This window comes from Neobittarella massiliensis (ex Bilen et al. 2018), from assembly GCF_014269355.1.
GTDB lineage: Bacteria > Bacillota > Clostridia > Oscillospirales > Ruminococcaceae > Neobittarella > Neobittarella massiliensis.
Window position 1 is genome coordinate 169,998 of sequence record NZ_JACOGI010000002.1, and the last position, 23,692, is coordinate 193,689.

The following is a 23,692-nucleotide window of genomic DNA, read 5'->3' on the forward strand; positions in this document are numbered from 1 at the left end:
GAGGAAAAGGAGTACAGACATGAGCACTCTAGGCAAAAAGACCGTGGATGATATCCAGGTAAAAGGCAAACACGTACTGGTCCGGGTAGACTTTAACGTACCGCTGAAAGACGGTGTCATCACCAACGACAACCGCATCGTGGCGGCACTGCCCACCATCAAAAAACTCATCGCCGACGGCGGCAAAGTCATTCTCTGCAGCCACCTGGGCAAACCCAAAAACGGGCCGGAGGCCAAATTCAGCCTGGCTCCTGTCGCTGTGCGCCTGTCTGAGCTGCTGGGCCAGCCGGTCGTCTTTGCCGACGACGACAATGTGGTGGGCGAAAAGGCCAAAGCCGCTGTCGCCGCCATGAAAGACGGCGACGTGGTGCTGCTGCAAAACACCCGTTTTCGCAAAGAAGAGACCAAAAACATCCCCGCTTTCAGCGAGGAACTGGCCAGCCTGGCCGAGGTTTACGTAAACGACGCTTTCGGCTCGGCCCACCGCGCCCACTGCTCCACCGCCGGCGTCACCGACTACATCAAAGATACCGCCGTGGGCTATCTCATGGGCAAAGAGATCGAGTACCTGGGCAACGCCGTCAACGATCCGGTACGCCCCTTCGTGGCTATCCTGGGCGGCGCCAAAGTGGCCGATAAGCTCACCGTTATCGAAAACCTGCTCAGCAAAGTCGACACCCTCATCATCGGCGGCGGCATGGCCTACACCTTCCTGGCCGCCAAGGGCTACGAGACCGGCACTTCTCTGGTCGACAGCGAGAAGATCGACTACTGCAAAAACATGATGAAACTGGCCGAGGAGAAAGGCGTCAATCTGCTGCTGCCGGTCGACACCGCCGTGCTGCCCGCCTTCCCCGATCCCATCGACGCCCCGGTCGAGCTGGTCGAGTCCGATGCCGACAAGATCCCGGCCGACAAGATGGGCCTGGATATCGGTCCCAAGACCATGCAGCTGTTTGCCGATGCGGTCAAGTCCGCCAAGACCGTTGTCTGGAACGGCCCCATGGGCGTGTTCGAGAACCCGGTACTGGCCGCGGGCACCAAGGCCGTAGCCAAAGCGCTGGCCGAGACCGACGCCACCACCGTCATCGGCGGCGGCGATTCTGCCGCTGCTGTCATGCAGCTGGGCTTTGCCGACAAGATGACCCACATCTCCACCGGCGGCGGCGCCTCGCTGGAGTACCTGGAGGGCAAAGAGCTGCCGGGTATCGCCTGCATCGCCAACAGCTAAGCGAAAAACTGCTTTCCCGGCGGCGGGCCTCTGGCCCCGTACCGCCTAAAATACAGGCAACGGCAGTGCTGCTGTCGGCGCTATAAAAAATAAGTTAGAGGGCTGCCTGCGTGTGCGGGTGGGTGCGGCCCCGGCCCCAGGGGCGCTGCCGCCTGTGGGCCGGGCCGTTCCCGCCAAGCTGCGAGCAGCCCTCTTTTTTGCCGCCGGGCACGCTCAGTCCCGGCAGAAAGGATTTTCCCCATGAATAGAGATCTGCGCACCCCGGTCATCGCCGGCAACTGGAAGATGAATAACGATCGCACCGCCGCCAAGGCGCTGCTCAGCGATCTGGCCCCGCTAGTCAAAGATGCCGCCTGCACCGTCATCACCTGCGTGCCATTTACTGACCTCGAGACCGCTCTGGCCGCCACCGCCGGCACAGATATCAAAGTCGGCGCCCAGAACTGCCACTTCGAGAAGTCCGGCGCCTACACCGGCGAAGTCTCGGCCGACATGCTCGCCGAGATGGGCGTCGAGTACGTGGTGCTGGGCCACTCCGAGCGCCGCCAGTACTTCGGCGAGACCGATGTCACCGTCAACCTGCGCACCAAAGCAGCTCTGGCCGCCGGCTTAAAACCCATCGTCTGTGTGGGCGAGCACCTGGAGGACCGCGAGCAGGGCGTCACCGCCGAACTGGTGGCCCTGCAGACCAAGATCGCCCTGCTCGATGTCACCGCCGAGCAGCTGCAAAACGTCATCATCGCCTACGAGCCGGTGTGGGCCATCGGCACCGGTAAGACTGCCACCGCCGAACAGGCGGGCGAGGTCTGCGGCGTGATCCGCGCCACCGTGGCCAGCCTTTACGGCAAAGAGGCCGCCGACAAACTGGTGGTCCAGTACGGCGGCTCCATGAACGCCGGCAACGCCGACGAGTTGCTGGCCCAGCCCGATGTCGACGGCGGCCTTATCGGCGGCGCCTCCTTAAAGGCCGACGCCTTCGCCCAGATCGTCGCTGCCGCCTCGAAATAAGCGGTGCAACAATAGGCGCCTACAGCCGCCCTCAGCACCCGTAAAATAGCAAAAAAGGGCTGTATCACTCGTCGGTACGGCCCTTTTTTCACCACACCGCCCCCGCGCGGGGGCCCGTCACCACACAGATAGGAGAAACGCCATGAAAAAGCCTCTCGCCCTCATCATCATGGATGGTTTTGGCTATAACCAGAGCGATTACGGCAACGCCATCGAGGCCGCCAACACCCCCAACCTCGACCGCATTTTGAATAATTACCCCATGGTACATATCGGTGCCTCGGGTATGGACGTGGGCCTGCCCGACGGCCAGATGGGCAACAGCGAGGTCGGCCACACCAACATCGGCGCCGGCCGCATCGTGTATCAGGAGCTCACCCGCATCACCAAATCCATCGCCGACGGCGACTTCTTCCAAAACGAAGCGCTGCTGGGCGCCATGGACAACTGCCTGCAAAACGGCACCGCCCTGCATGTCATGGGCCTGCTGTCTGACGGTGGCGTCCACAGCCACAACCAGCACCTCTACGCCATCATCGAGTTGGCCAAGAAAAAAGGGGTCAAAGATGTGTTCGTCCACTGCTTTATGGACGGCCGCGACGTGCCCCCCTCCTCCGGCGCCGACTTCGTCAAGCAGCTGGATGAAAAATTAAAAGAGATCGGCGTGGGCCGCATCGGCACCATCATGGGCCGCTACTACGCCATGGACCGCGACAATCGCTGGGAGCGGGTCGAGAAGGCCTACCACGCCATCGCCGACGGCGAAGGCGTACAGAAGACCGCCCTGTCGGTCATGCCCGACTCCTATCAGGATGATGTCACCGACGAGTTCGTCGTCCCCGCCGTCTGCGACGGCTATGCCGGCATGCAGGCAAATGATTCGGTCATCTTCTTTAACTTCCGCCCCGACCGCGCCCGCGAGATCACCCGCACCTTTGTCGACCCCGACTTCGACGGCTTTGCCCGCCAAAAGGGTCTGCTCCCGCTGTACTATGTCTGTATGACCCAGTACGACGCCACCATGCCCGGCGTACAGGTGGCCTTTAAACCCCAGTCGCTGCAGAACACCTTTGGCGAGTACATCTCTAAAAATGGCCTCAAACAGCTGCGCATCGCCGAGACCGAGAAGTACGCCCACGTCACCTTCTTCTTTAACGGCGGCGTCGAAAAGACCTATGAGGGAGAGGACCGCGCGCTCATCGCCTCTCCCAAAGTCGCCACCTACGATCTGCAGCCCGAGATGAGCGAGCCCCAGGTCACCGAGGAGGTGCTGGCCCGCATCGCCTCCGACAAGTACGACGTCATCATCTTAAACTACGCCAACTGCGACATGGTCGGCCACACCGGCGTGTTCGACGCCGCCGTCAAGGCCGTCGAGGCCGTCGATGACGGCGTGGGCAAAATGGTCGATGCCATCTTGGCCAAAGGCGGCGCGGTGCTCATCACCGCCGACCACGGCAACGCCGACAAGATGTACGAGCCCGACGGCTCGCCCTTCACCGCCCACACCACCAACCCGGTACCGTTCGTGGTGGTCGGCTGCGGCGATGTCAAACTGCGTCAGGGCGGCTGCCTGGCCGACATCGCCCCCACTATGTTAAAGATCCTGGGTCTGCCCCAGCCCGCCGAAATGACCGGCAAGAGCATCATCGAGTAAATTTCCCCCCAAAGCATAAAAGAGAGCCAGATCGGGCGACTATCGCCTCTTTTGGCTCTCTTTTTACAATTTGTTCACATTTATGATTACAACTAAAAGTATTTTTGATCTAAAATAGTACAAATATTAAATATATCGATTATGCCCGCCCCATGCCTGTCCCGGCGCTCAGCGCCCCAACAGATCGCACAGCAGCCGCATAACCCGCTCCTTGTCAATGCCGTAGGCCACGTAGGTCTCGTCGTCGCGGGGCATGTAGCTGCGGGTATCCACGATCAGCTGCCCGTCGGCGAACCCGCCGCTAAAGTCCACATCACAGGCCTCCCGCCGCAGGTCGGTGACGATGCGGGGGTCCAGCATATACAGCACGCACAGCGCGTCGTGGATGGCGGCGCTGTGGTCACCGGGGTCGCTGGTGTTGCTGATGCCCAGCAGCGCCATGCGGTCGATAAAGTCGGCGATCAGGCGGCCAAAAAATTCGGCCTCCGGCGTGCCGATATCCCGCAGGCACTGGGCGTCCCGCCGGTCAAACAGCGCCGAGGTGGTGGCGTCCAGCGGCAAAATAGTGACCCTGGCCCCCGCTTTTAGCACGATCTGTGCCGCCTCCGGGTCGGCAAAAAAGTTGAATTCCGAGTCGCTGGTGCTGTTTACCGCCCGTATACCGCCCCCCATGACGATGAGTTCACGGATATTTCGAGCGATGCCCGGGTCCAGACGCAAAGCCATGGCGATGTTCGTCAGCGGCCCCACCGCCACCACTGTAATGGGTGTGCTGGCCACCCGCAGGGTGCGCAGCAAAAACGCCACCGCATGCTCCGGCTGGGGCGCGATTTTTGCCGGCGGCAGCGGCAGATAGTCCTCGTGCATGTTGACTACCTGCCCGTCGATCACCTGCTCATAGGGCTGTCGCCGCACATTCATCTCCCGCCCGGCAGTCAGGGTACGCACCATCGGGTCGGGGCAACCGGCAAAGACCGGCACATCAACCCCCAAAAACTGCACCACCCGCAGTGTGTTTTCCAGTGTGTTGGGCAGCGGCTGGTTGCCGTGGGTTACGGTAATGGCCCGCAGGTCCAACTCGGCGGCCTTGACCGCCGCAATAATGGCCATAGCGTCGTCGGTCCCGGTGTCTACATCTAAAATAAACGGCCTTTTTTCCACAGTACAGCTCCCCCTTTAACGCAAACTGGCGGTATCTCCCCATTTTGGGGCTGCCGCATCCCATCCGTACAGCCCTATTATGGCACTTGCCGCCTCTGGCGGCAAGTCTTACCGGCAGGCAAATAAAAAAGCAGGCAGACCTTAGGTCTACCTGCTTTTTATACGGTTATAGCATCACAGCTGTTGGGTCACGTGCAGCACATAGTGCTCACCTACCGTGCGGGTCACCTCAACAAAGGCTGGCCGCCCATCGGCGGTGTACCCGTAATAGGTCATCTGTAAAATTGCAGCCCCCACCGGTACCTGTAACTGCTCGGCACACAGCGCGTCAGCCAAAACAGCCCGGCTGTAGCTCTCCGCCCGGGCTATAGTTATGCCCTGCGCGCTCAGCGCCTGCAAAAGCGACTGTCCAGCTTCGATGTGCAGCCCCGGCACCGCCCCCTGCGGGATATAGGCCACCCCCAGTGAGATGGGCCGGCCGCTGGCCCGCCACACCCGTTGCAGCCGCCACACCGGGGCGTCGGCTGCCAGCTGTAGCGGCTCCACATAGGGCTCCGGCAGCACGGCGGTGTCCAGCGCAATGTCGGTGATACTGGGCTGCAGCCCACAGTCCATGAGCTGTCTGGTCAGGCCGTCCATGTGAGCAGAGGTGTGGTTGACTGCCACCGGGCTCTTAAATGATCCTTTGCCCTGGATGCGGTAGATCAGCTGCTCGTGTACCAGGTCGGCGATTGCCTGCCGCACCGTCCCCCGGCTCACCCCAAACTGCTTGGCAATAGAGAGCTCCGACGGGATCGGTGCATCGGGCGGCAGGTGTTCGATCTCTCCCCGCAGCCACTGTTTGATCTGGTGGTACAGCGTTCCGTCTGTGCGCCGGATCACTGCCGTGTCTCCCCGAGAAAAAGCGCGCGCAGCCCGTCTAGCAGCTGCGGCACCCGGTGGCCGCCAAAAGCTTGCGGCCACCGCTGTTCAAGTACCGCGGCGATCTCATCTACGGTGGGTACCATGCGCCCACTGCCCAACTTTTGTACCATCGCCGCGCCCGCTCCGTTAGCTAAAGCGGCGGTGGCCGCGAGCGGCAGATCGCTGAGTACACCCAGCATAAAGGCGGCCAAAAAGCTGTCGCCGGCGCCGGTGGTATCCACTACCGGCACCTGGTAGCCCGGCGCCCAAAAACCCGTATTTCCGCGGTATAGGTAGCAGCCGCGCCCACCGTCTTTTAACACCACCTGGCAGCCGTGGGCCGCCAGTGCCGCCGCCATCTCCTCTGCACTGCCGCTGGCCAAATAGGCCGCCTCATCGGCGGTAAGGACCAGATAGTCGCAGTACGGCAACAGACTGCACACCCAGTCGGGCGGCAGCTTGGCGATGGTGGGGCCGGGGTCAAAAAATACCAGCTTGCCCATCTGATGAGCGGTCTTTAGCATACGAACTGCCTGGTCGCAGGTGTCTTCGCAGGCCAAATGGTAGCCGGTCAGGCACAGCGCACGGCTGTCTTGCAGGTCCTGCCGCCAATCCGGCAGCGGGCCAAAGGCTCCGCGGTTCATGCTCACAAAGGCGTGGGCACGCTGTCGGTCGGCCAATACCAGTACTTTTTGGGTCTCGAATCCCGGCTCTCGGTGCAGGCGGCTGGTATCGATGCGCTCCTCTTTATACTGCTCTATCAGCCAGTCGCCAAACAGGTCCTGGCCCATCTGCCCCACGGGCAGCACCGACAGGCCCAGCCGTACCGCCTCGATCACGGTGTTGGCCAGTCCACCGGCCTGCATGACCATCGAGCGGGTATCTTTGGTCTGCCCCTCCACGATAGGCAGCGGCTGCTCTAATAACACCGTCATGTCGACGGTGGGCATCAGCGGGTAGTAAATATCGGTCATGTGTGTATCCTCAGTCTTTTTAGTTTGCGCACTGCTGCCGGCAGGCGATGTCGCACAGTCCCTGGGCCACCCCGCGGAAGTCAAACGAGGTATTGGCCTGTTCAAATTGTGCCAGCAGCTGCCCGTCAATGGCGCCGGTACCATTATACGCCCCGGCGATCATCCCTGCAACACAGGCGATCGTATCCGTATCGCCGCCGATGTTGGCCCCGCTCAAAATGGTCTTCATCGAGTCGCCGTCCGCCGCGGCAAACAGCCCCAGCGCCAGCGCAGTGGTCCCCTGTACCGAGATATCGTCGGCGCCGATGGTGCACTCCAGTTCGGTCTCAGCCTCCTGCATATCGCGGCAGCGCAGCGCGATCTCGATCGCCTTTACCACCTTGGGGTACACGGGGATTCCGGCTGCTATCCGCGCTGTCCGCCGCCCGATCTCTTCCCCCTGCTGGGCGCCGTACAGGCCGGCCCGCAAGATCGACCACACCGAGCTGTGGGGGGTCAGCGCCTCGGCTATAGCACAGGCTATAGCCGCAGCGCCGCTGTAGGCGTGCTGTGTCCCGTGCGACGGGGCGCTCATAGCCACAGCCGTCTGGATGGCTCCCTCATAGTCGCCTGGGTGGATCAGACCGGCCGCCGCCACCCGCATCACTGCCCCGTTAGAGGTGCCGCGCCCGTACATTTTTCCAGTCTGCCCCACCGTGGTGGGATCTTCACCCGCCAGCAGCGCCTTGATCACATGCTGTGTGGTTGGCCCTGCATTGCGGGGATAGTATTTGGGGTAGTGCTGCGCCCAGTAGATCAGCGCATCGGCTGCATCTTGAGCAGTAAAATCGCCGCCGCTGCGCACCACCGCGCGGGCCATCTCGTACATCTGCGACGAGTCATCGGTCACCTCGCCGATCTTGTTGTCCGGCGATATACAGTTGGTCGAGGGATCTTCAAATTTGGTAATGCGCCCGAACTGCGCCTTGATCTCGGCTGGGCTGAACGCCTCACTCGGTGCGCCCAGAGCATCGCCCACCCCCGCTGTCAGTAAACTGCCCAATATGCGGTCGTACAATTTGTTCTGCTCCATTTTTACCAACCTCTCTTTATGTAACGAAAGTTGTATATACATCTGTACATAATATAACAGAAAAAATATGTATAGACAACATGTAAATAGTGCAAATATATGCGTATCTAGTTGTGCAAAGCGCTGATATCTTGATGTGACTCACTGCGTTCATATCTTATGCATTGAATCGGTAGTAAAAATAAGATTATACTGATAAAAAATATGGCTTGGCAGCAAAAAAGTGTTACACAGGCTCACATTTAGGGAGGTAAGTATATGAGCGAGATCGATATCCGCGCTTTTGACCCGGCTGACGATGCTCTGCGCGCCAAAAATGCGCAGACTGTACAGGCATTTTTGGCACTGACCGGGGCTGAGCTGCCCCGGCGCATGCGCCTGTTCTGCGAAGAGGACGATATCTCTTACGGGGAGGCCTTTACCAAGACCGGACAGCCCGATATCGCCACAGGGTGGGCCGCAGTACAGCAGCGCCTGCAGCAACTGGCCAACAGCTACCCGGCCCTCACCTGGCAGGGGGGCAAAATATTGGTCACCGCCGACCCGAACTACCTCATGGCCGATACCGACGGCACCGGTTCGGCCCATAACGCCGATGTGGGCAGCTATCAACACGGCGGTCATTTTATCCACACGTTCCAAATGCAGGATGGAAAGATCCGCCACTACCTGCAATATAAAAATCCGGCGCGCGAGCTGATCGAGATGGGCTTTACCCTGCCGGCCCCCGGCGAAAACGATTAGGGAGGAGAGGATATCATGGATTTTGAGATAAAGTATTACGACCCGGCCGACGATGCGCTGCGCCAAAAAAATATGCAGGCGGTCATCGGCTACATGACTGCTGCCGGCGAGGATCGGCTCAACCGTTGGAAATTGTTCGTCGACGGTCCCGACAGTACCCTCAGTCTGGGCTTTGCCGGCCAAAAAGAGCCGGTGGTCAATCGCGGGATCGACAATATCCGCACCACCAACGAGTCTTATGTGCGCGACTTCCCCGACTGGTCTTTTAAAAACCTGGTCCTGCGCCTTACCGGCGACCCCAATATCATTTTTGTAGAGGCGGACGGAGCCGGCACCTCGCTCAAAGCCGGTACCGAAGAGCGCGCCTCCACCCAACACTCCGAACACTCGCTGCACCGCTTTATTTTAGAGGACGGCAAGATCAAACACTATACCGAATTTATGAACCCCATCAACGAGCTGCTCAAATTGGGCTTTAAAATGCCTTACTGATCTGGCTCTGGGCTACCTGACCAATAAGAGATAGTCATATTTGTATAAACAGTAGAAAACAGATAAAACTATTTACAATGTTTAAAATATTGTGTATACTATAGTCAAGAAAAGAGGATGGGGTGTGTATCTCTTCTTCCTTTCGAAACTGTAAAATAGCTGCTTTCAATGACGGAGGTAGGTCCAATGGATAGTTGTAAGATCTGAGGATTCAGCAACTCCCCGGTATATTCCAACTCCGACCAATAGCTGGATTCAATAAAAACAGATCAGCAGGGGTTTCACCGACAGGTTTGTGTGGGGGCGTATGCATGTATTGCAGAGCACCAGTGTAAAGAAACTGGCCCGCGATCGGTGATAGCAGAATAGGAAGCATTTTTAAAGGAAGGCCCTAATCAGGGCCTTCCTTTTTTGTGGATTTATATGGTGCTTTTCTAAAATGTTTTTTCTAATGTTAAGTGCTGTTAATAACAAAATCATTTTCATCGATGTGAGACGAGCTATCCTATAGAGGATAGGGATCCTCCCCTATCTTAATCACAAAAAAGCCGTCTTCTATCTTGCGGATGCTACCAGAAGAGGGATAGACAGGCATATCAGTTGCTTCTCTTCGAGCAATCTCCATTTGTTCAGAGGATGGCATTCCCAACTCTATGCCATTAGTTAACCGAAGCTCATGTGCATAGGTGTTTGAATGGTAGTAGTAGGGGGGAAGATCCTTGGCCAAAGAAAAATGTGATATGCCAACAAATTCAATAGGCGCTGAACAACTGGGGTTCAGTGGAGCTTCCCAAGTCCCAACAAAAGCAACTGTATCACCGGCAGTGTACTGATTTGTCTGCACAAGAGAGCTGCTCAACTGTTGGTACATGGCCATATCCTGTTGATAGCGAATGTCCTCTGTATACCAGAGTTTTAAGGTGGTTTGCAACTGTTGTAAAACAAACATACATCCTATGATAATAAACCCACTAGCAATCCAAAGATTAGAGCGAATATGCTTTTTAAATAGCGATCCAGAGAAATACATAAAACAAAAACCGATAATAAATGGTAAAACATATTGGCTTCGATATACAGGTATATTCCCCATATACAATGTTAGAAAAAACGGTGTAGCAATTAGTATAACAAGTACTAGGCTACGATATGCAGCTACCGAAGAATGCCTGGTAAGATTATAGATAACGTATAAGAGCGTTATCAACACAATCAGGGCGAAGCCAAGATTCATGATGGTCTTACCGAGTAAAACCTCTTGTATATGTTTTAAAATGTTGTGTATACATTCTTTTATAGGAACTTTACCCCATAGGATACCTGTATCAAGATAAGAGCTATCGGATGAAAACAATTTGCCAATAGCTGTGTTAACCAAGAATCCGGTGGTAAAAGTTAGTATAAGTTTCATACTTGTCAAAAGGCTATCTTTAATATTTTTCTGTCTAAGCAATAAGAATCCACCTAGGGCACCAGCGATATATAAAATTACGTTAGACTGGTAAGATCCCATAGCCCAGATCATGGCAATCTCACCGACGATAAGACCAGATAATCGATTCTCTTTAATCCACGTAAAAATACCGGTCAGAGAAACGGCGACCAAAGCAATAGATACAGCAATTTCAAATGCCTGTAAGTAGAAATACCACTGCAACATAAGAAGTGGATGTGTTATAAAAAGTGCACAGAACAAATAGTAATTCAGGTGCCTGTCACTTTCATTTACATAAGAAAAGAAATAGGAGAACAGGAGTAAAAATAGCAGGATAAAAAAAAGGCAATACCCATTTCTGCATATAAATTAAAATGCATATTGTGGAAAACTTTTTTTGTTAAGACCAGCCCCCAACGAGAGATATCTAACCAATTGTACACAGAATCCGGCTTATCAGTAAAAAAACCTGAGTCAATGGTTATGTTGCTAGAAAATATTCTTAGGCCAAATACAATGGTGACTAGTAACATATTTGTCACAATCAGCAGAATATGTTCAGTAAGGAACATTCTAAACTTCACTATATGCTCTCTCATAGATACTCTCCTAAATTAGTAGGGGCACTACTGGCCAATACACAATTATTTTAATCATATCAGCACAGCTAAAAAAGTGCAATATAAAAGCAAGGAATATATACTCCTTGCTTTATACAATTATCCCCCAAACCGGCCCAGGTACTCCACCAGCATATCGGCGAATTTGTCGATATCGGCATCCAGTGCAAAGTGGCAGTTCTTGGGTTGGTCCTGCTTTTCACGGGTGTCGACGATGGTGGCGCCGTCGGCATACCCGCCTGACATATCTACGTTCACCCGGGTGTACAGCACCTCGGTGAGCACGCTGGGGTCTATCACTGCGCACACGGCCAGCGCATCGTGGATGGGGGTAGACAGCTCGCCGGTGCTGTTGGCTGGCTGCAGCAGCTGGTAGGCGGTTATGCGCTCTTCGATGAGCTTGGCGGTCAGGTCCCCCACCGGGGTGTGCATCTCGGTAAAGCGGCGGGCGTGGTCCATAGTCAGTGCGGTGCGGTGGGTGGCGTCCAGCGGGACGATGGTGATGTCACAGCCCGAGGTGAGCACCACCTGCGCGGCTTCCGGGTCGCACCAGATGTTGAACTCGGCCGAGGCGGTATCGTTGCGCTGGGTGTGCCCGCCGCCCATGATGACGATCTGCTCGATCTTTTCACAGATCGAGGGCTTGGCTCGCATGGCCAGTGCCAGGTTGGTCAGCGGCCCCACCGGTATCAGAGTGATCTTCTCCGCCGATTCGGTCAGCGCCTTGATGTAAAATTCCACCGCGCACAGGTTGCTCTCTTTGATGGTGGCCGCGGGGATGGGCAGATAGGGGTCGTGGTAGCCGATGCGATTGCCGTTTTCATCCATGACAAAATCGGGCGTATAGGGGTTGTGCAGCCGCCCGGGGAACAGCGTCTTCACCATGGCCTGACTGGCGCCCCTGGCCACCGGGATATCCATCCCCAGCAGCTGTACCACCCGCAGTGTATTTTCAGTGGTATTTTCGATGGGCAGGTTTCCCCAAGTGGTACAAATGCCCACCACTTCTAAGTCAGGGCAGAGCGCCGCCGTCATAATGGCGATCGCGTCATCGCCGCCGGTATCTACATCTAAGATCACTTTTCTGGCCATAACTTGTAAGCTCCTCTGATCAGCAGTATTCCGGTCTCGATAGCACACCGGTCATTTTCTATGCTACACGATTTTTGCACTGTGTACAATGCGTGTTTTCTATCATAAAAAACGGCAGTCTTTATGCAAAAACGCAAAAGACTGCCATTTTTCTATTTTATATCTGTATATCAGGTACTTGCAAGCATGCTATTGGGCCAGCTGTGCGTCAATCTTCTCGACCGCCGCCACGATCAGGTCGATAAATCTGGGCTGATCGATCCCGCAGCCCAGGTAGGTGTTGGGCTCGCGTTTGGCATTTTCGGTAAACGAGCGGGTCACTACCGTCTTGCCCTCGGTCAGCATACCGGATACCTCTACATCCACGTGTACGTGCTCGCACTCGATCACGCTGGGGTCGATCATATAGGCGGCCGATACCGCGTCGCACAGCACGCCGCCGGGCATGCCGTTGGCTGTGGCGTGGTCTACCCGTTTCGAGATCAGGTCGGCGGCCACACCGGCCACTCTGCCGCCTTTGTCGCCGCGAATACGCTTTAAGTCCTCCGGGCTCACATAGGCGTCATAGCAGATCTCCAGCCCCATCATCACCATAGGGATGCCGCTTTTAAATACCACTTTTGCGCCTTCGGGGTCAGCCCAGATGTTGAACTCGGCGGTGGGGGTCATGTTGCCCATGCCCGAAGCGCCGCCCATGATCACGATCTGCTTTACGTAATCCTTGAGGTCCGGGTACTTGAGCAGAGCGGTGGCCAGGTTGGTCAGCGGGCCTACCGCCAAGATCTCCAGCTCGCCCTTATGGGCCACCGCCTGACGGTAGATAAAGTCCCAGGCGTATTCGTCCTCTACAGTTTTTACCGGGTCGGGCAGTACCACGTTGCCCAGGCCGGTGGCGCCGTGGATGTCGCCGGCGGTGCGGGCCTCGCGGAAGATGGCCTTCGGCGCCCCTTTGAGCACCGGGATATCGGTATAGCCGGTCAGCTCGCACAGACGCAGGGCATTGGTGGTGCAAAAATCCAGCGGTTTATTGCCGCATACCGGAGTGATGCCCAGAATATCGAATTGCTCGTCGGCGAACATCATAAACAGGCAGACAGCGTCGTCCTCGCCGGGATCGCAGTCGATGATGACAGGTCTCTTTTTCAGTTCCATAGTTCTTCGCGCCTTTCTCTCGTATAGCCGCCCCCGCGTATCGGGGTCGGCCCAGGGGCCAGTCAGCTTATTTGCCGGCCTGTTTTAAGATCTCTTTTACCCGCTCTATGTAGCCCTCGCGGTCTACGTCCAGCACCACTGTGTGGATGCGCGGCCGCCCGGTCTCCTCCTGGCCCACGCGCGCATCGCACACGCTCATGCCGTCACACAGCTCGGAGGTGGTCTCGATCTGGATGTCGGCCTTTACCGTCTTAAACAGCTCGGGGTGCAGCATGTAGATGATGGGCACGCTGTCGTACATCAGGGCGCGCTCTACACCGTTATTCTCTTTTTGCCACTTCAGGGTGTGCTGGGTCATGTGGTAAAATACCTCGGCCGGTTTGTTGCCGATAGCGTGGATCTCATCGTTTTCCTGCTGGGTGATATACCCGTTATAGCATACGTCCAGCCCGCACATCACGACCGGTTTGCCAAAGGCAAACACCGCTTTGGCGGCCTCGGGGTCGGCGTAGAAGTTCAGCTCGGCAGCGCCGGTGGTATTGCCAAAGTACATGCCGCCACCCATCAGGATGATGTCATCCACCTTTTCCTCTACCAACTCGGGGTACTGCATCATCAGCTTGGCGATGTTGGTCAGCGGAGCCAGAGGAATGAGCGTCACTTTGTCGTCGCTCTCCCGCAGTACCTTGGCCATAAACTCCACGGCGTCCAGCTGGTGCGGGGCCGGCAGCTCGCTGTCGGCGGGCAAGCCGGGCATCTCCAGCCGGTGTTCGCCAGCGGCGCCCACCCAGCGGGTGCGGACCAGCGGGTCTTTTGACCCCTCGGCCACCGGCACCTGGTCGGCCACGCCCAGGTACGACACCAGGGCCAGATTGTTGCGCAGCGTCTCCGACAGCTCCAGGTTGCCCATGCAGGCCGTTACGCCCAACAGCTCGATATCATCACTGGCTACCGCCAGAGAGATGGCAGTCGCGTCGTCGCCACCGGTATCGCAGTCCATTAAGATCTTTCTCATTGTCTTGTCCTCCATTTCACAGCCGCCGGTCTAAACACCGCGGGCTCGTTTCCATACGTCCCTATTATATCGTACTATGCGGGACTTTGCACCGCTGTTTTAGGGCCGGTCCCCCCTTACCTGTACCGAATTTGTCTCTGCTATTTTGTGTAAACTGCTAAGCACTGCCGGCTGCACCGTCTCCGCCACACCAAAATACCGCCCCACAAGGGGCGGTATGATACCGTCGCCGCACAATATCTCCTGTTTGCCTCCCTGCGCCGCGGAGTCCTTCACACGCCGGCCTGGGATCATCCGCTGTCGTCACTGGCGGTACCGGTTGAGGGCAAAATCGCGCATCCAGTCCACCTTGTCCGGCGGCAATACCTCCGGTGTGCCGATGGTGCGGGCCATATAGTAGATCTGGGCCGTCATCTCCAGCACCCGCGCCGTCTTAAAGGTGCCGGCCATGTCCACCCCACAGCATACGGCCCCATGGCTGCGCAGCAGGCAGGCCATGCCCAGCGCCCCCAGCGCATCTACACAGTTTCGTGCCAGCTGTTCACTGCCGGGCAGAGCGTAGGCGGTCACCGGCACCGGTCCACCCAGCGCCTGTGCCGCCTCGTCGATGATAGGCGGTATCTTTTCGCCCAGGCAGCCAAATACGGTGGAGTAGACCCGATGGGTGTGTAAAATAGCCTGTACATCGCCGCGCGCCCGGTAAACAGACAGGTGCATGGCCGCCTCTACCGAGGGCCGTCGCCGGCCGTCTATCTGTGTGCCGTCGGCGGCAAACACCACCATATCGGCGGCAGTACAGCGGTCATAAGCCATAGCGCTGGGCGTCAGATATACGTTGCCGGTAACCGGATCGCGGCAGCTGATGTTGCCCCAGGTCTCCACGGTCAGGCCACTGCCGAGCAATTCCCGCCCGGCCTGTACCAGCTGTTCGCAAAATGGCAAGTGCTGTCTTTGCATCTGTCTCTCCCCCTAGACCGGCTGCCGCTTGCGGGCCGCAAACAGCGCCGGGATCGAGTGTGTGTACGGAGCCCGGGCAACCCCGTACTCGCTTACGATACCGGTGATCAGCGCCGCCGGCGTCACGTCAAAAGCGGGGTTATAGAGCTTTACCCCCGCCGGAGCCATAGGCTGTTTATACCACATCTCACTGATCTCTGTGCCCGGCCGCTGCTCGATGGTGATGTCGGCCCCGCTCTCACAGCAGGGATCAAAGGTAGACAGCGGTGCGCACACATAAAATGGGATGCCGTAATGCTGGGCGAGGATAGCCACCCCCAAGGTGCCGATCTTGTTGGCTGTGTCGCCGTTGGCGGCAATGCGGTCAGCGCCCACCAGCACCGCCTGGATATCTCCCCTGGCCATGGCGGTGGCGGCCATATTATCGCACAGCAGCGTGGTGTCTATACCCGCCGCCCGCATCTCAAAAGCGGTCAGTCTGGCTCCCTGTAGCAGCGGCCGGGTCTCGTCGCAGTACATATGAAAGGTGTATCCCCGCTCGGCTCCCGCGTAGACGGGGGCCAGCGCGGTGCCGTACAAAACGGCTGCCAGCTGCCCGGCGTTACAGTGGGTCAGTATGCCCCACCCGTCCTGCAGCAGCGCCAAGCCGTTCTCTCCGATCCGGCGGCACACCCGAACGTCCTGCGCCTCTACCTCCCGTGCGCGCTGCAACATGTCGGCCGCCATCTGTTTCGGGTCGCGGTAACGCAGCCCGGCGGCAAAGGTCTCCATCTCGTCCAGCGCCCAAAACAGATTGACCGCCGTGGGTCGAGCCGCCGCCAGATACGCTTTTTTGTCCGCCAGCTGCCCCATAAAGCCATCGCGGTCCCGGGCGTCTATTTCGCCGGCCGCCAGCGCCAGCCCATAAGCGGCGGTAACGCCGATGGCCGGCGCGCCCCGCACCTGCAGGGTGTAGATGGCATGCCGGATCTGCTCCTGGGTCTCTAGGTCGCAAAATACCACTTGTTGGGGCAGCCGGGTCTGGTCGATGATGCGGATGGCCCGCCCATCCTCCCGCAGGGTCACGGTCCTGTAGTCAAGTCGCCTGTGCATAGTCCTTCCGCCTTTCTGCGCTTTTTTCCATTATACGTGCCGCTCTCCCCCATTCACAGCGCCCGGGCGCCGATTTTCTGTTTTGCTGCAAAGTGCAGGGTGTTTTTTGGCGCTTTACCAGTTTGGAAGTACCAGATCACCGGCCGTTTGCGCAATAAAAAAGAGCGGCCAGCTGCCGCTCTTTTTTATTGGTATCTCACAAGTAGGCCTGCAATTTGGCCACCAGCGCCTCTTTTTCATCTGCGGGCAAAAAGGCGGCCCGGGCGCTATTGATGTTCAGCTGTATCAGGTCGCGCTCGGTAAAGCCCATGGCCCGGCAGATGTCGTACTCCCGCTTTAGACAGGTATCTAGCACAGTCATATTGTCGGTGTTCACCGTCACCGGTGCGCCGGCATCGTACAGCCGTTTTAGCGGGTGCCGGCCATCCCGGGGCAGGCCATACACCATGCTCGACAGCGGGCACATCTCCAGCGGCACGTTGTTTTTTATCACGTAGTCTGTCAGCGCGGGCTCGTCGGCCACCTGGTAGCCGTGGCCGATGCGGTCGGTGGCAAAAGGCACACACTGATCCACGTGCCGCTCGGCGTGGCAGGTGGTGGGCAGCTCTAGCTGGTGTGCCAGCTCAAAAATAGGGGCAAATTCCGGCAGCCGGTCCTCGTATCCGGCCAGGTCCATCGCCACCACTCCGCGCCCCAGATACTCCCCGGTCAGGTGGGCGGTCTCCACGTTCTGGGTATAGGTCTCTGTCGCCGGCCCAAAAGCCATCGCGCAGAGTATAATGCCCACCTTTATGCTGCTGTGGCGCTCCATCCCCTGGTGGGCGCCCTGCAATACCGCCTCTATGGCCTCCCGCTGGCTCATGCCCTGCTGGCGGTGGAACTGAGGTGCAAAGCGTATCTCGGCGTAGACCAGCCCCTGTGCGGCCAGGTCCTCCACCAGCTCGGCGGTGATGCGGGTCAGTGCCTCGGCAGTCTGCATGACCATGAGCGGCGTGTCGAAGGCCGAAAAATCGTCCTCGGCAGCATCGGGCTGCATGCGCATGCGGTCGGCCATCTCCGCCAGCGTCAGGTTGGCCAACTCGGTTACGCCCTGCTGGCGGGCCAGCTCTAAACAGGTGGCTGGCCGCACCGATCCATCCAGGTGCAGGTGCAGATCTATCTTGGGAAAATCGTACATATTTTTTCCTCCTAGCAAATAACTCCGCCCGCCGCTATCGTGCGGCGGGGCGCTCTTGCTCTCATCAGGTCCGGCCGGCGGCACTGCATTCGGCGTGCAGTACCGCCGGCTATAATAAGAGTATTATAACACAAGAGATGGGCAAAACAAGGGGCGGTGTGCCCCGGCACGCCGCCCCTTAAAGATGTGTGTAAAGTGGGTTTACCGGCCCTCGTCACCGATCTGCACACCACTGTCGGCCTGTTCCTGCTGTACAAATTTCACCGGGATCAGCATAAACAGCACCAGCGCCGCCAGCGTTATACCGGCAATGGCCAAAAAGGCGTTACGGGTCCCGCCCACCAGCTGGGTCAGCGGCGCCCCCAGCAGTGCCCCCAGCCCCCGGCATATACCGTAGCAGTAGATCGACACCAGCGTCTGGGTGCTCACCTTCCCCTCCGGCGGGGCGATGCGCTTAAAGTAAAACGAGGCGAAAAAGTAGGTCGCCACCGAGGTGATGCCCTGTATGCCAAAAAACAGCAGCACCAGTAAAATGCTGTCCGATAAGCCGTACACTGTCCACCGCACGATGGTCAAAAACGAGATGCCGGCTAACAGCAGTTTGATGGGTACACGGTCCACCAGTTTATCCATAAAAAACAAAAACGTCACTTCAATAGTGATCGACACGATGTTGCCGATACCGATATACGAGCTGGGCGCCCCCAGCTGTCCCACCAGGTAGGTGGGGTAAAAGCTCAGGCTGTAGCCAAATCCAAACATAATGGGGGCCACCACCAGCAGCACCATCAGCGCCGACGGCTTGCGCAGCAGCACCACGGGGTTGAATACCGCCTTTTTCATCTTGGGCATCTGCACTTTGGGCAGCAGCGGTATGCACACCAAAAACAGCACGCCCATAGCCACCTGAAAGTAGTAGATGTAGTCGATCTTTAAATCGGCCAAAAAACCGGAGATCAGCGCCGCCACCAAAAAGCCCAGCGACCCCATCAGGCGAAAGTTGCCGAAGTTGAATTTCTGTGCCTGGGCGTAGTAGATGCCCAGCGAATCCAGCAGCGGTGCCAAAGCGCTGTAGAAAAAGTCGAAGATGCACAGAATAAAAAACATGTAGTAAAAGCCGCCGAACAGCAGGTGCAGCGGCACGATGAGCAGCGACACCACCGACAGCTGAAAAAAGATGCGGTTGACCGAGCCCACCCGGTCGGCCACCCCGGCCCATATAAACTGCCCGGCCATCGACACAAAAGGTGACACGCCCAGCACGATGCCGATCTGTGTGTCGGAAAGCCCCCGATCCTGCAGAAAAAGCGGCAGGTAGCTCGACGGCCCGCTGATAAACATCTGGAACAAAAAGTAGGTGGCCATAAATTGGATGATGGTCCGCTTGGCCTGTGTTTGTCTCACGGTATATACCTCCCCCTCAAAAGGTCTATACCCAGTATAGCACGGCGCAGCCCATAGGGATGGCCCAAACTTTGCCGGCAACTTGTGTTGTCCTTGTCGGGTTGCGGCGAAAACAGCGGACCTTTGGCACAGCGCACGTTTTTTTGCCGGCGGTGTTGTGCGTTGTGCCGCTGACAGAACCACTTGCCTGGCACCGTTTTCGGGAATAGCTGTACCTGTTGGGACCCTCTGCCGCCTCGCGTTCCAGCGGCGCCGCCCGCCGGTAAAAAAACACCAGCCGGCCGGTGCGGTCACAGCACCTGTCAGCTGGTAAAAAGTGGCGGCGGTGTCGGGCACACTCATTTGGCCGCATTTTTTAGTATATCGGTACGGATATACGAAAACACCGCCTCTTCCCCCTCATCTTTTAATTTGGTGAGCATCGCTTCCAGCAGCGCCCGGGTGGTGGGGTGCAGCAGGTAGTGGTCTCTGGCCCGCATGTAGTAATCATAGGGGTCGCGGTCGCAGTAGGCGCTGCCCCGGTAGGTCTTGCTGGCGGCCATCCGGTCGCAAAACATCTCCACGACATAGGCCACCGGCATCTGCATCCCGCACAGCTGGTGACTGCCCTGGGGGTCGTAGTCGATCCAGTACTCCAGGTGGTGCTTGTTGCGCCCCTTATGGTGCAGCCAGGCAGCACTGTAGCCCTCGGCTTGGCGCTGGGCGTCGTTGGGGCTGCGGTCGCCCTGAAAATACCTGGCGCCGGCCAAAAATTCTGCCGGCGTGTATTTCGACAGATCGTGCAGCAGTCCCCGTCGGTACAGCCCCACCCGAAAACAGTGTTGCCGCACCAGCTTTTTGTGGTGGTTGATGGTCTTCAAATGTAAAAGCGCTTTTTTAAGGCTCATGTGCTCACCCTGTTTCCAAACTTCTCGTACTGTGGCTATCGGCGCAGACCCAACGCAGCCAGATCTTGCCAAAACCGCGTTCTGGCCACACCCAGCCCCGGGTGCCCGGCGCAGCGGCAGGGCTGGGTGTTGCACAGCTCCATCAGCCCGGTCTGCAGCTGCCGCCCGGTGTCTACGGCCAGCTCCTGCTCCAGGCAAAAAAACCAGGCCCGGTTCAAAAAGGCCACTTCGCGGCGGCCGTGGGTCTTGGTGTACGCAGCGCTCCCGGCCAGCGCCAGGTACCGGTCTACCTGCGGGGCAGAAAAGCCCTCCAGGTGCAGACACTGGCCAACGGCCTGCACCGCCGTGTCGGCCAGCTGCTGCCACTGAAAAGGGCTCAGGTCGTACAGCACAAAGCTGTACCTGCTGGATGTCTGCACCCCCAGCAGGCAGCGCCGTCCGGCCAGTTCGATGCCGTGCAGGTCCCAGCAGTACATCGGTCCGCTGCCGCCGCTGGGCCCTGCCCGGTGCCCGGTCTGCCGCTGTAAAGGTATCGTCAGTCCCAGCTCCACAGGTCTTTTGCCCCCCCTGTCATCATACGGCGTCCGGCCCATTTCGGTCACCGGTACAGGTCGGTCACCTGGCGGGCGTGGTGTAAAAAGTCGTCCACTATCTGCTGGGGCGATAAGATCTGTACCCCGTCGCCCAGCCCAAATACCCAGCTGAAAAACTGGGGGCTGGTCTGCACCTGTACCACGGCGATAAACTGGCCCGGCCCCGCCGGGCGCAGCGGCAGGTCGGGGCCAAAGCGGTCCACCACCACCCCGGCCAGGTAGTCGGCAAATCGCAGGCGCACCGTCTGCTCCTGCCCGCCGTACATGCCAAACACCTTTTTCGAGTACACCGCCGTGTCAAAACTGGCAAACTCCCGCTGCCCATCCCGCGCCAGATCGGTCAGCTGTATGGCCTCCATCTTGTCCACCCGGTAGTGCTTGATCTTGCCCGCCGCGCCGTCGTATCCCACCATGTAGTAGTTCTCGTCGTCCCACAGCAGCGCCCAGGGGCTTATCTGGTACAGCGCGCCGCCGTGGCGGTACGACTTTACCACCCGGCTGCCGCTGCCAAACTGCACCGACCACTGAAAGTAGCGAAATTTTATCTGCCGCCCGGCCGATATAGCCTCGTGCAGTTTATCCACATTGTGGTAGATGCTCTCGTTCATCGTCTTGATACGGCCCTGTACATACACCTGGCGCTGTAGCTGCCGCCCCTGGGGCACGCTGGCCAGCCGCTCGATCTTGCCGATCAGCTGTTCTGATTTTTTGGCAGTGATAAAGCGGGAGGACTGTACGGCGTCCACCAAAAGCTTTAGCTCCGGCAGCTCAAAGTCGCGGCTGGCCAGCAGGTATACGCTCTGCCGCCCCTGCTTTTGCAGCAATATATCCAGTCCAAAATCGCGCAGTGTCTGTATGTCGTCATATAAGCTCTTGCGCTCACAGTCGAGGCCCTGATCCCGCAGCATGGTCGCCATCTGCGCCAAGGTCAGACCGTGTTCCTCATCGGTGTGCTGCAAAATGAGCTGCATCACCTGTAAAATGCGCAGTTTTTGCCCGGCGCGCTTAGCCATAGTCGCGGCCTCCCCACTCTAAGATCGGTTGATTCTAGTTTAGCACGATCGGCGTTTTTTTGCACATCTTTGCCGCCGGTGTTACAATAGCGGTGACCGGGGCTGCGCCCATGCCGCCCCATTTTAGTAAAAAGAGGTGTGTGCGATGTCCATCGGCTATACGGTAAACACCCACCGGCTGTCACAGACCAAACTGCTCGTGTGGCGGCCCGACCTGCCAAAAGAGAGGCCCCTGCCGGTACTCTACTGTACCGACGGCGACATGTTGCAGGGTATCGAGCCGGCGCTCAACGGCCTGCTCACCGCCGACTCGGTAGCTGCCGCCTCCCCCTGTCTGCTGGTGGGAGTGTATGCCGACGACCGCGACCGCGACTATACGCCTTGGCCGGCGCCGGCCGTATTTCGCGGTGCCGCCCCGTTTGGCGGAGGGGCCAGCGGGCATCTGCAGCTCATCACAAAACAGGTGCTGCCTTTCATACAGGCGCAGTACAGGGTCTTGCCCGGCCCGCAGGCTGCCGGTATCGCCGGCTACTCGCTGGGCGGTCTCTTCGCCATCTACGCCGCCTACGACAGCTCTGCCTTTGGCTTTGCGGCCTCCATGTCGGGGTCGATGTGGTTTCCCCGCTGGCTGGAGTATATGGGCCAAAATCAGCCCCGTGCTGGCGGCTACTACCTGTCGCTGGGCGATACTGAAGAAAAGACCCGCCACCCGGTCATGTCCCAGGTGGGCGCATGTGCCCTGCAGGCAGCGGATATTTTGCGCCAAAAGGTGGGGGATGACGCCGTCACCTACCGGTGGGAGCGGGGCGACCACTTCACCGGTATCCCCCAGCGGCACGCCCACATGCTCCGCTGGTTTTGCCGGCAGCAGGCGCTGCTCGGCCACACCTCGCAGTAGCTGTCGGCCCTGCCCGGCCATTTTTCACACTTCTAAAAGAGCCCCTGTCCGGCGTGCGTACGGACAGGGGCTCTTTTATGGGCTTTGAAAAGTTTAGCGCCTAAACACTACAGCACTACAGCACGATATTGGCCTGCTCGCCGTCCATCCATTTCTGGATGTTGTCGAACACGATCTGGGCCCGGGCCACCATCGACTCGGCCGAGGCAAACGCCACATGCGGGGTGACCAGCGTGTTTTTGCTGTGCAGCAGCGGGTGGTCGGTGGCCAGCGGCGGCTCGGTCTCGAATACGTCGATGCCGGCCCCGGCGATCTTCCCGGCGTTCAAGGCGTCGGCCAGCGCCTGGCTGTCCACCACCGGGCCACGGGCCACGTTGATGAGAATGGCGGTAGGTTTCATCATGGCGATATGCGCCGCGTCGATCATACCGCGGGTCGAGTCGTTGAGGGGGCAGTGCAGCGACACCACGTCCGACTGGGCCAGCAGCTCCTCCAGCGACACGTACTCCACCAGCTCTTTGGCGGCCTCTTTGGGGCGGGGGGCATAGGCTAGCACCTTGCAGCCAAAAGCCCGGCACAGCCGCGCGGTCTGCAGGCCGATGGCGCCGGTCCCCACGATGCCCACCGTCTTGCCGGCGAGCTCACAGCCCACCAGGCCGTCTTTGGTCTGGCCGGCGCGGCAGCGGGCCTCTACCTGGGGCACACGGCGCAGCAGCGACAGCATCAGGCACAGGCTCAGCTCGGCCACCGCCTGGGTGGAGTACCCGGCCGCGTTGCTCACCTTTATGCCCTTTTTCTCGGCGGCAGAAAGCGCTACGTGGTCGACACCGGTAAAGGCGACATCAATAAATTTCAGGTGGTCACAGGCCTCGATGACCTCTGCCGGCAGCGGCATGTTGGCGATCATCAGCACGTCGGCGTTGCGGGCGCGCTCGATCATCACCGCGGGGTCGGTGTCTTTGGGGTAGGCGGTAAAGGTGTGGCCCGCCTCGGTCAGCGGACTGGCGCAGTCGGCCAGCACATCCTCCGGCACACCCAGCGATTCCAGCAGTACGATGTTCATGTAAGATCCCTCCATATATATCTTCCCAGGGCCGCAGCGGCCCGCTTTTTCA

22 protein-coding genes are annotated in these 23,692 nt (G+C 58.4%); 6 read left to right on the forward strand and 16 right to left on the reverse strand.

Going from position 1 to position 23,692, the window contains the following annotated elements; all coding sequences use genetic code 11:
* Positions 1–19 precede the first annotated feature (19 nt).
* The 3 genes from H8K20_RS09900 (at position 20) to gpmI (ending at position 3,896) form a co-directional block, all read left to right on the forward strand.
* Positions 20–1,231, forward strand: coding sequence for a phosphoglycerate kinase (locus H8K20_RS09900; RefSeq protein ID WP_154866648.1), 1,212 nt, complete (start codon positions 20–22; stop codon positions 1,229–1,231).
* 240 nt (positions 1,232–1,471) lie between these two features.
* Positions 1,472–2,239, forward strand: coding sequence for a triose-phosphate isomerase (gene tpiA / locus H8K20_RS09905; protein ID WP_105205050.1), 768 nt, complete (start codon positions 1,472–1,474; stop codon positions 2,237–2,239).
* A 142-nt stretch (positions 2,240–2,381) separates the two neighbouring features.
* Positions 2,382–3,896: a 2,3-bisphosphoglycerate-independent phosphoglycerate mutase gene (gene gpmI, locus H8K20_RS09910; protein WP_186488314.1), complete on the forward strand. Its 1,515-nt coding sequence runs from the start codon at positions 2,382–2,384 to the stop codon at positions 3,894–3,896.
* Positions 3,897–4,064: 168 nt separating this feature from the next.
* On the opposite strand, the gene H8K20_RS09915 is transcribed toward gpmI, so the two are convergent.
* The 4 genes from H8K20_RS09915 to H8K20_RS09930 form a co-directional block, all read right to left on the reverse strand.
* Positions 4,065–5,057 carry a nucleoside hydrolase gene (locus H8K20_RS09915; RefSeq protein WP_186488315.1) on the reverse strand — a complete coding sequence of 331 codons (993 nt, stop codon included), beginning with the start codon at positions 5,055–5,057 and terminating at the stop codon, positions 4,065–4,067.
* Positions 5,058–5,231: 174 nt separating this feature from the next.
* The gene (locus H8K20_RS09920) at positions 5,232–5,939 is read right to left on the reverse strand and encodes a UTRA domain-containing protein (RefSeq protein ID WP_186488316.1); all 708 of its coding nucleotides are present in this window, start codon (positions 5,937–5,939) and stop codon (positions 5,232–5,234) included.
* A complete protein-coding gene (locus tag H8K20_RS09925; protein WP_186488317.1) occupies positions 5,936–6,934 on the reverse strand; it encodes a carbohydrate kinase family protein in 999 nt (332 codons plus the stop codon). The genes H8K20_RS09920 and H8K20_RS09925 overlap by 4 nt, the downstream gene beginning before the upstream one ends.
* A gap of 19 nt (positions 6,935–6,953) precedes the next feature.
* Positions 6,954–8,006: an ADP-ribosylglycohydrolase family protein gene (locus H8K20_RS09930; RefSeq protein ID WP_186488318.1), complete on the reverse strand. Its 1,053-nt coding sequence runs from the start codon at positions 8,004–8,006 to the stop codon at positions 6,954–6,956.
* Positions 8,007–8,264: 258 nt separating this feature from the next.
* Between H8K20_RS09930 and H8K20_RS09935 the strand changes: the two genes are divergently transcribed.
* Together H8K20_RS09935 and H8K20_RS09940 are read left to right on the forward strand one after the other, a co-directional pair.
* Complete coding sequence (locus H8K20_RS09935) at positions 8,265–8,750, forward strand: PhzA/PhzB family protein (protein ID WP_186488319.1); 486 nt, start codon at positions 8,265–8,267, stop codon at positions 8,748–8,750.
* Between the two features lie 15 nt (positions 8,751–8,765).
* Positions 8,766–9,242 (forward strand): PhzA/PhzB family protein, encoded by a 477-nt coding sequence (locus tag H8K20_RS09940; protein ID WP_186488320.1) that lies wholly within the window; start codon positions 8,766–8,768, stop codon positions 9,240–9,242.
* 505 nt (positions 9,243–9,747) lie between these two features.
* Here the strand turns inward: H8K20_RS09940 and H8K20_RS09945 are convergent.
* The 11 genes from H8K20_RS09945 to H8K20_RS09995 form a co-directional block, all read right to left on the reverse strand.
* Positions 9,748–11,043, reverse strand: coding sequence for a glucosyltransferase domain-containing protein (locus tag H8K20_RS09945; protein WP_186488532.1), 1,296 nt, complete (start codon positions 11,041–11,043; stop codon positions 9,748–9,750).
* Between the two features lie 353 nt (positions 11,044–11,396).
* Entirely contained in the window at positions 11,397–12,389 is a 993-nt protein-coding gene (locus H8K20_RS09950; protein WP_186488321.1) for a nucleoside hydrolase, read from the reverse strand.
* A gap of 189 nt (positions 12,390–12,578) precedes the next feature.
* Entirely contained in the window at positions 12,579–13,541 is a 963-nt protein-coding gene (locus H8K20_RS09955; protein WP_186488322.1) for a nucleoside hydrolase, read from the reverse strand.
* A 67-nt stretch (positions 13,542–13,608) separates the two neighbouring features.
* Complete coding sequence (locus tag H8K20_RS09960) at positions 13,609–14,556, reverse strand: nucleoside hydrolase (RefSeq protein ID WP_186488323.1); 948 nt, start codon at positions 14,554–14,556, stop codon at positions 13,609–13,611.
* A 303-nt stretch (positions 14,557–14,859) separates the two neighbouring features.
* A complete protein-coding gene (locus tag H8K20_RS09965) occupies positions 14,860–15,513 on the reverse strand; it encodes a class II aldolase/adducin family protein (RefSeq protein WP_243206440.1) in 654 nt (217 codons plus the stop codon).
* A 12-nt stretch (positions 15,514–15,525) separates the two neighbouring features.
* Positions 15,526–16,605 (reverse strand): S-methyl-5-thioribose-1-phosphate isomerase, encoded by a 1,080-nt coding sequence (mtnA, locus tag H8K20_RS09970; protein ID WP_186488324.1) that lies wholly within the window; start codon positions 16,603–16,605, stop codon positions 15,526–15,528.
* 196 nt (positions 16,606–16,801) lie between these two features.
* Positions 16,802–17,782 (reverse strand): adenosine deaminase, encoded by a 981-nt coding sequence (add, locus tag H8K20_RS09975; RefSeq protein ID WP_186488325.1) that lies wholly within the window; start codon positions 17,780–17,782, stop codon positions 16,802–16,804.
* A gap of 201 nt (positions 17,783–17,983) precedes the next feature.
* Positions 17,984–19,186, reverse strand: a complete 1,203-nt coding sequence (locus H8K20_RS09980) for an MFS transporter (protein ID WP_186488326.1) — start codon at positions 19,184–19,186, stop codon at positions 17,984–17,986.
* 338 nt (positions 19,187–19,524) lie between these two features.
* Positions 19,525–20,073, reverse strand: a complete 549-nt coding sequence (locus H8K20_RS09985; protein ID WP_154866677.1) for a DUF5662 family protein — start codon at positions 20,071–20,073, stop codon at positions 19,525–19,527.
* A 35-nt stretch (positions 20,074–20,108) separates the two neighbouring features.
* On the reverse strand, positions 20,109–20,624 hold the full coding sequence (locus H8K20_RS09990; RefSeq protein ID WP_105205073.1) for a DUF6933 domain-containing protein: 516 nt from the start codon (positions 20,622–20,624) through the stop codon (positions 20,109–20,111).
* A 47-nt stretch (positions 20,625–20,671) separates the two neighbouring features.
* The gene (locus H8K20_RS09995) at positions 20,672–21,679 is read right to left on the reverse strand and encodes a helix-turn-helix transcriptional regulator (RefSeq protein WP_186488327.1); all 1,008 of its coding nucleotides are present in this window, start codon (positions 21,677–21,679) and stop codon (positions 20,672–20,674) included.
* Between the two features lie 145 nt (positions 21,680–21,824).
* Between H8K20_RS09995 and H8K20_RS10000 the strand changes: the two genes are divergently transcribed.
* The gene (locus H8K20_RS10000; RefSeq protein ID WP_186488328.1) at positions 21,825–22,577 is read left to right on the forward strand and encodes an alpha/beta hydrolase; all 753 of its coding nucleotides are present in this window, start codon (positions 21,825–21,827) and stop codon (positions 22,575–22,577) included.
* A gap of 115 nt (positions 22,578–22,692) precedes the next feature.
* Here the strand turns inward: H8K20_RS10000 and H8K20_RS10005 are convergent, their stop codons facing one another.
* Complete coding sequence (locus tag H8K20_RS10005) at positions 22,693–23,640, reverse strand: 2-hydroxyacid dehydrogenase (protein ID WP_186488329.1); 948 nt, start codon at positions 23,638–23,640, stop codon at positions 22,693–22,695.
* Between the last annotated feature and the right edge of the window lie 52 nt (positions 23,641–23,692).

Coding starts and splice junctions, on each gene's coding strand:
- H8K20_RS10005 (WP_186488329.1), bottom strand. CDS start 23,640: ATGAACATCGTACTGCTGGAATCGCTGGGTGTGCCGGAGGATGTGCTG.
- H8K20_RS09935 (WP_186488319.1), top strand. CDS start 8,265: ATGAGCGAGATCGATATCCGCGCTTTTGACCCGGCTGACGATGCTCTG.
- gpmI (WP_186488314.1), top strand. CDS start 2,382: ATGAAAAAGCCTCTCGCCCTCATCATCATGGATGGTTTTGGCTATAAC.
- mtnA (WP_186488324.1), bottom strand. CDS start 16,605: ATGCACAGGCGACTTGACTACAGGACCGTGACCCTGCGGGAGGATGGG.
- H8K20_RS10000 (WP_186488328.1), top strand. CDS start 21,825: ATGTCCATCGGCTATACGGTAAACACCCACCGGCTGTCACAGACCAAA.
- H8K20_RS09930 (WP_186488318.1), bottom strand. CDS start 8,006: ATGGAGCAGAACAAATTGTACGACCGCATATTGGGCAGTTTACTGACA.
- H8K20_RS09995 (WP_186488327.1), bottom strand. CDS start 21,679: ATGGCTAAGCGCGCCGGGCAAAAACTGCGCATTTTACAGGTGATGCAG.
- H8K20_RS09960 (WP_186488323.1), bottom strand. CDS start 14,556: ATGAGAAAGATCTTAATGGACTGCGATACCGGTGGCGACGACGCGACT.
- H8K20_RS09965 (WP_243206440.1), bottom strand. CDS start 15,513: ATGCAAAGACAGCACTTGCCATTTTGCGAACAGCTGGTACAGGCCGGG.
- H8K20_RS09900 (WP_154866648.1), top strand. CDS start 20: ATGAGCACTCTAGGCAAAAAGACCGTGGATGATATCCAGGTAAAAGGC.
- add (WP_186488325.1), bottom strand. CDS start 17,782: ATGTACGATTTTCCCAAGATAGATCTGCACCTGCACCTGGATGGATCG.
- H8K20_RS09950 (WP_186488321.1), bottom strand. CDS start 12,389: ATGGCCAGAAAAGTGATCTTAGATGTAGATACCGGCGGCGATGACGCG.
- H8K20_RS09955 (WP_186488322.1), bottom strand. CDS start 13,541: ATGGAACTGAAAAAGAGACCTGTCATCATCGACTGCGATCCCGGCGAG.
- tpiA (WP_105205050.1), top strand. CDS start 1,472: ATGAATAGAGATCTGCGCACCCCGGTCATCGCCGGCAACTGGAAGATG.
- H8K20_RS09940 (WP_186488320.1), top strand. CDS start 8,766: ATGGATTTTGAGATAAAGTATTACGACCCGGCCGACGATGCGCTGCGC.
- H8K20_RS09985 (WP_154866677.1), bottom strand. CDS start 20,073: ATGAGCCTTAAAAAAGCGCTTTTACATTTGAAGACCATCAACCACCAC.
- H8K20_RS09925 (WP_186488317.1), bottom strand. CDS start 6,934: ATGACCGATATTTACTACCCGCTGATGCCCACCGTCGACATGACGGTG.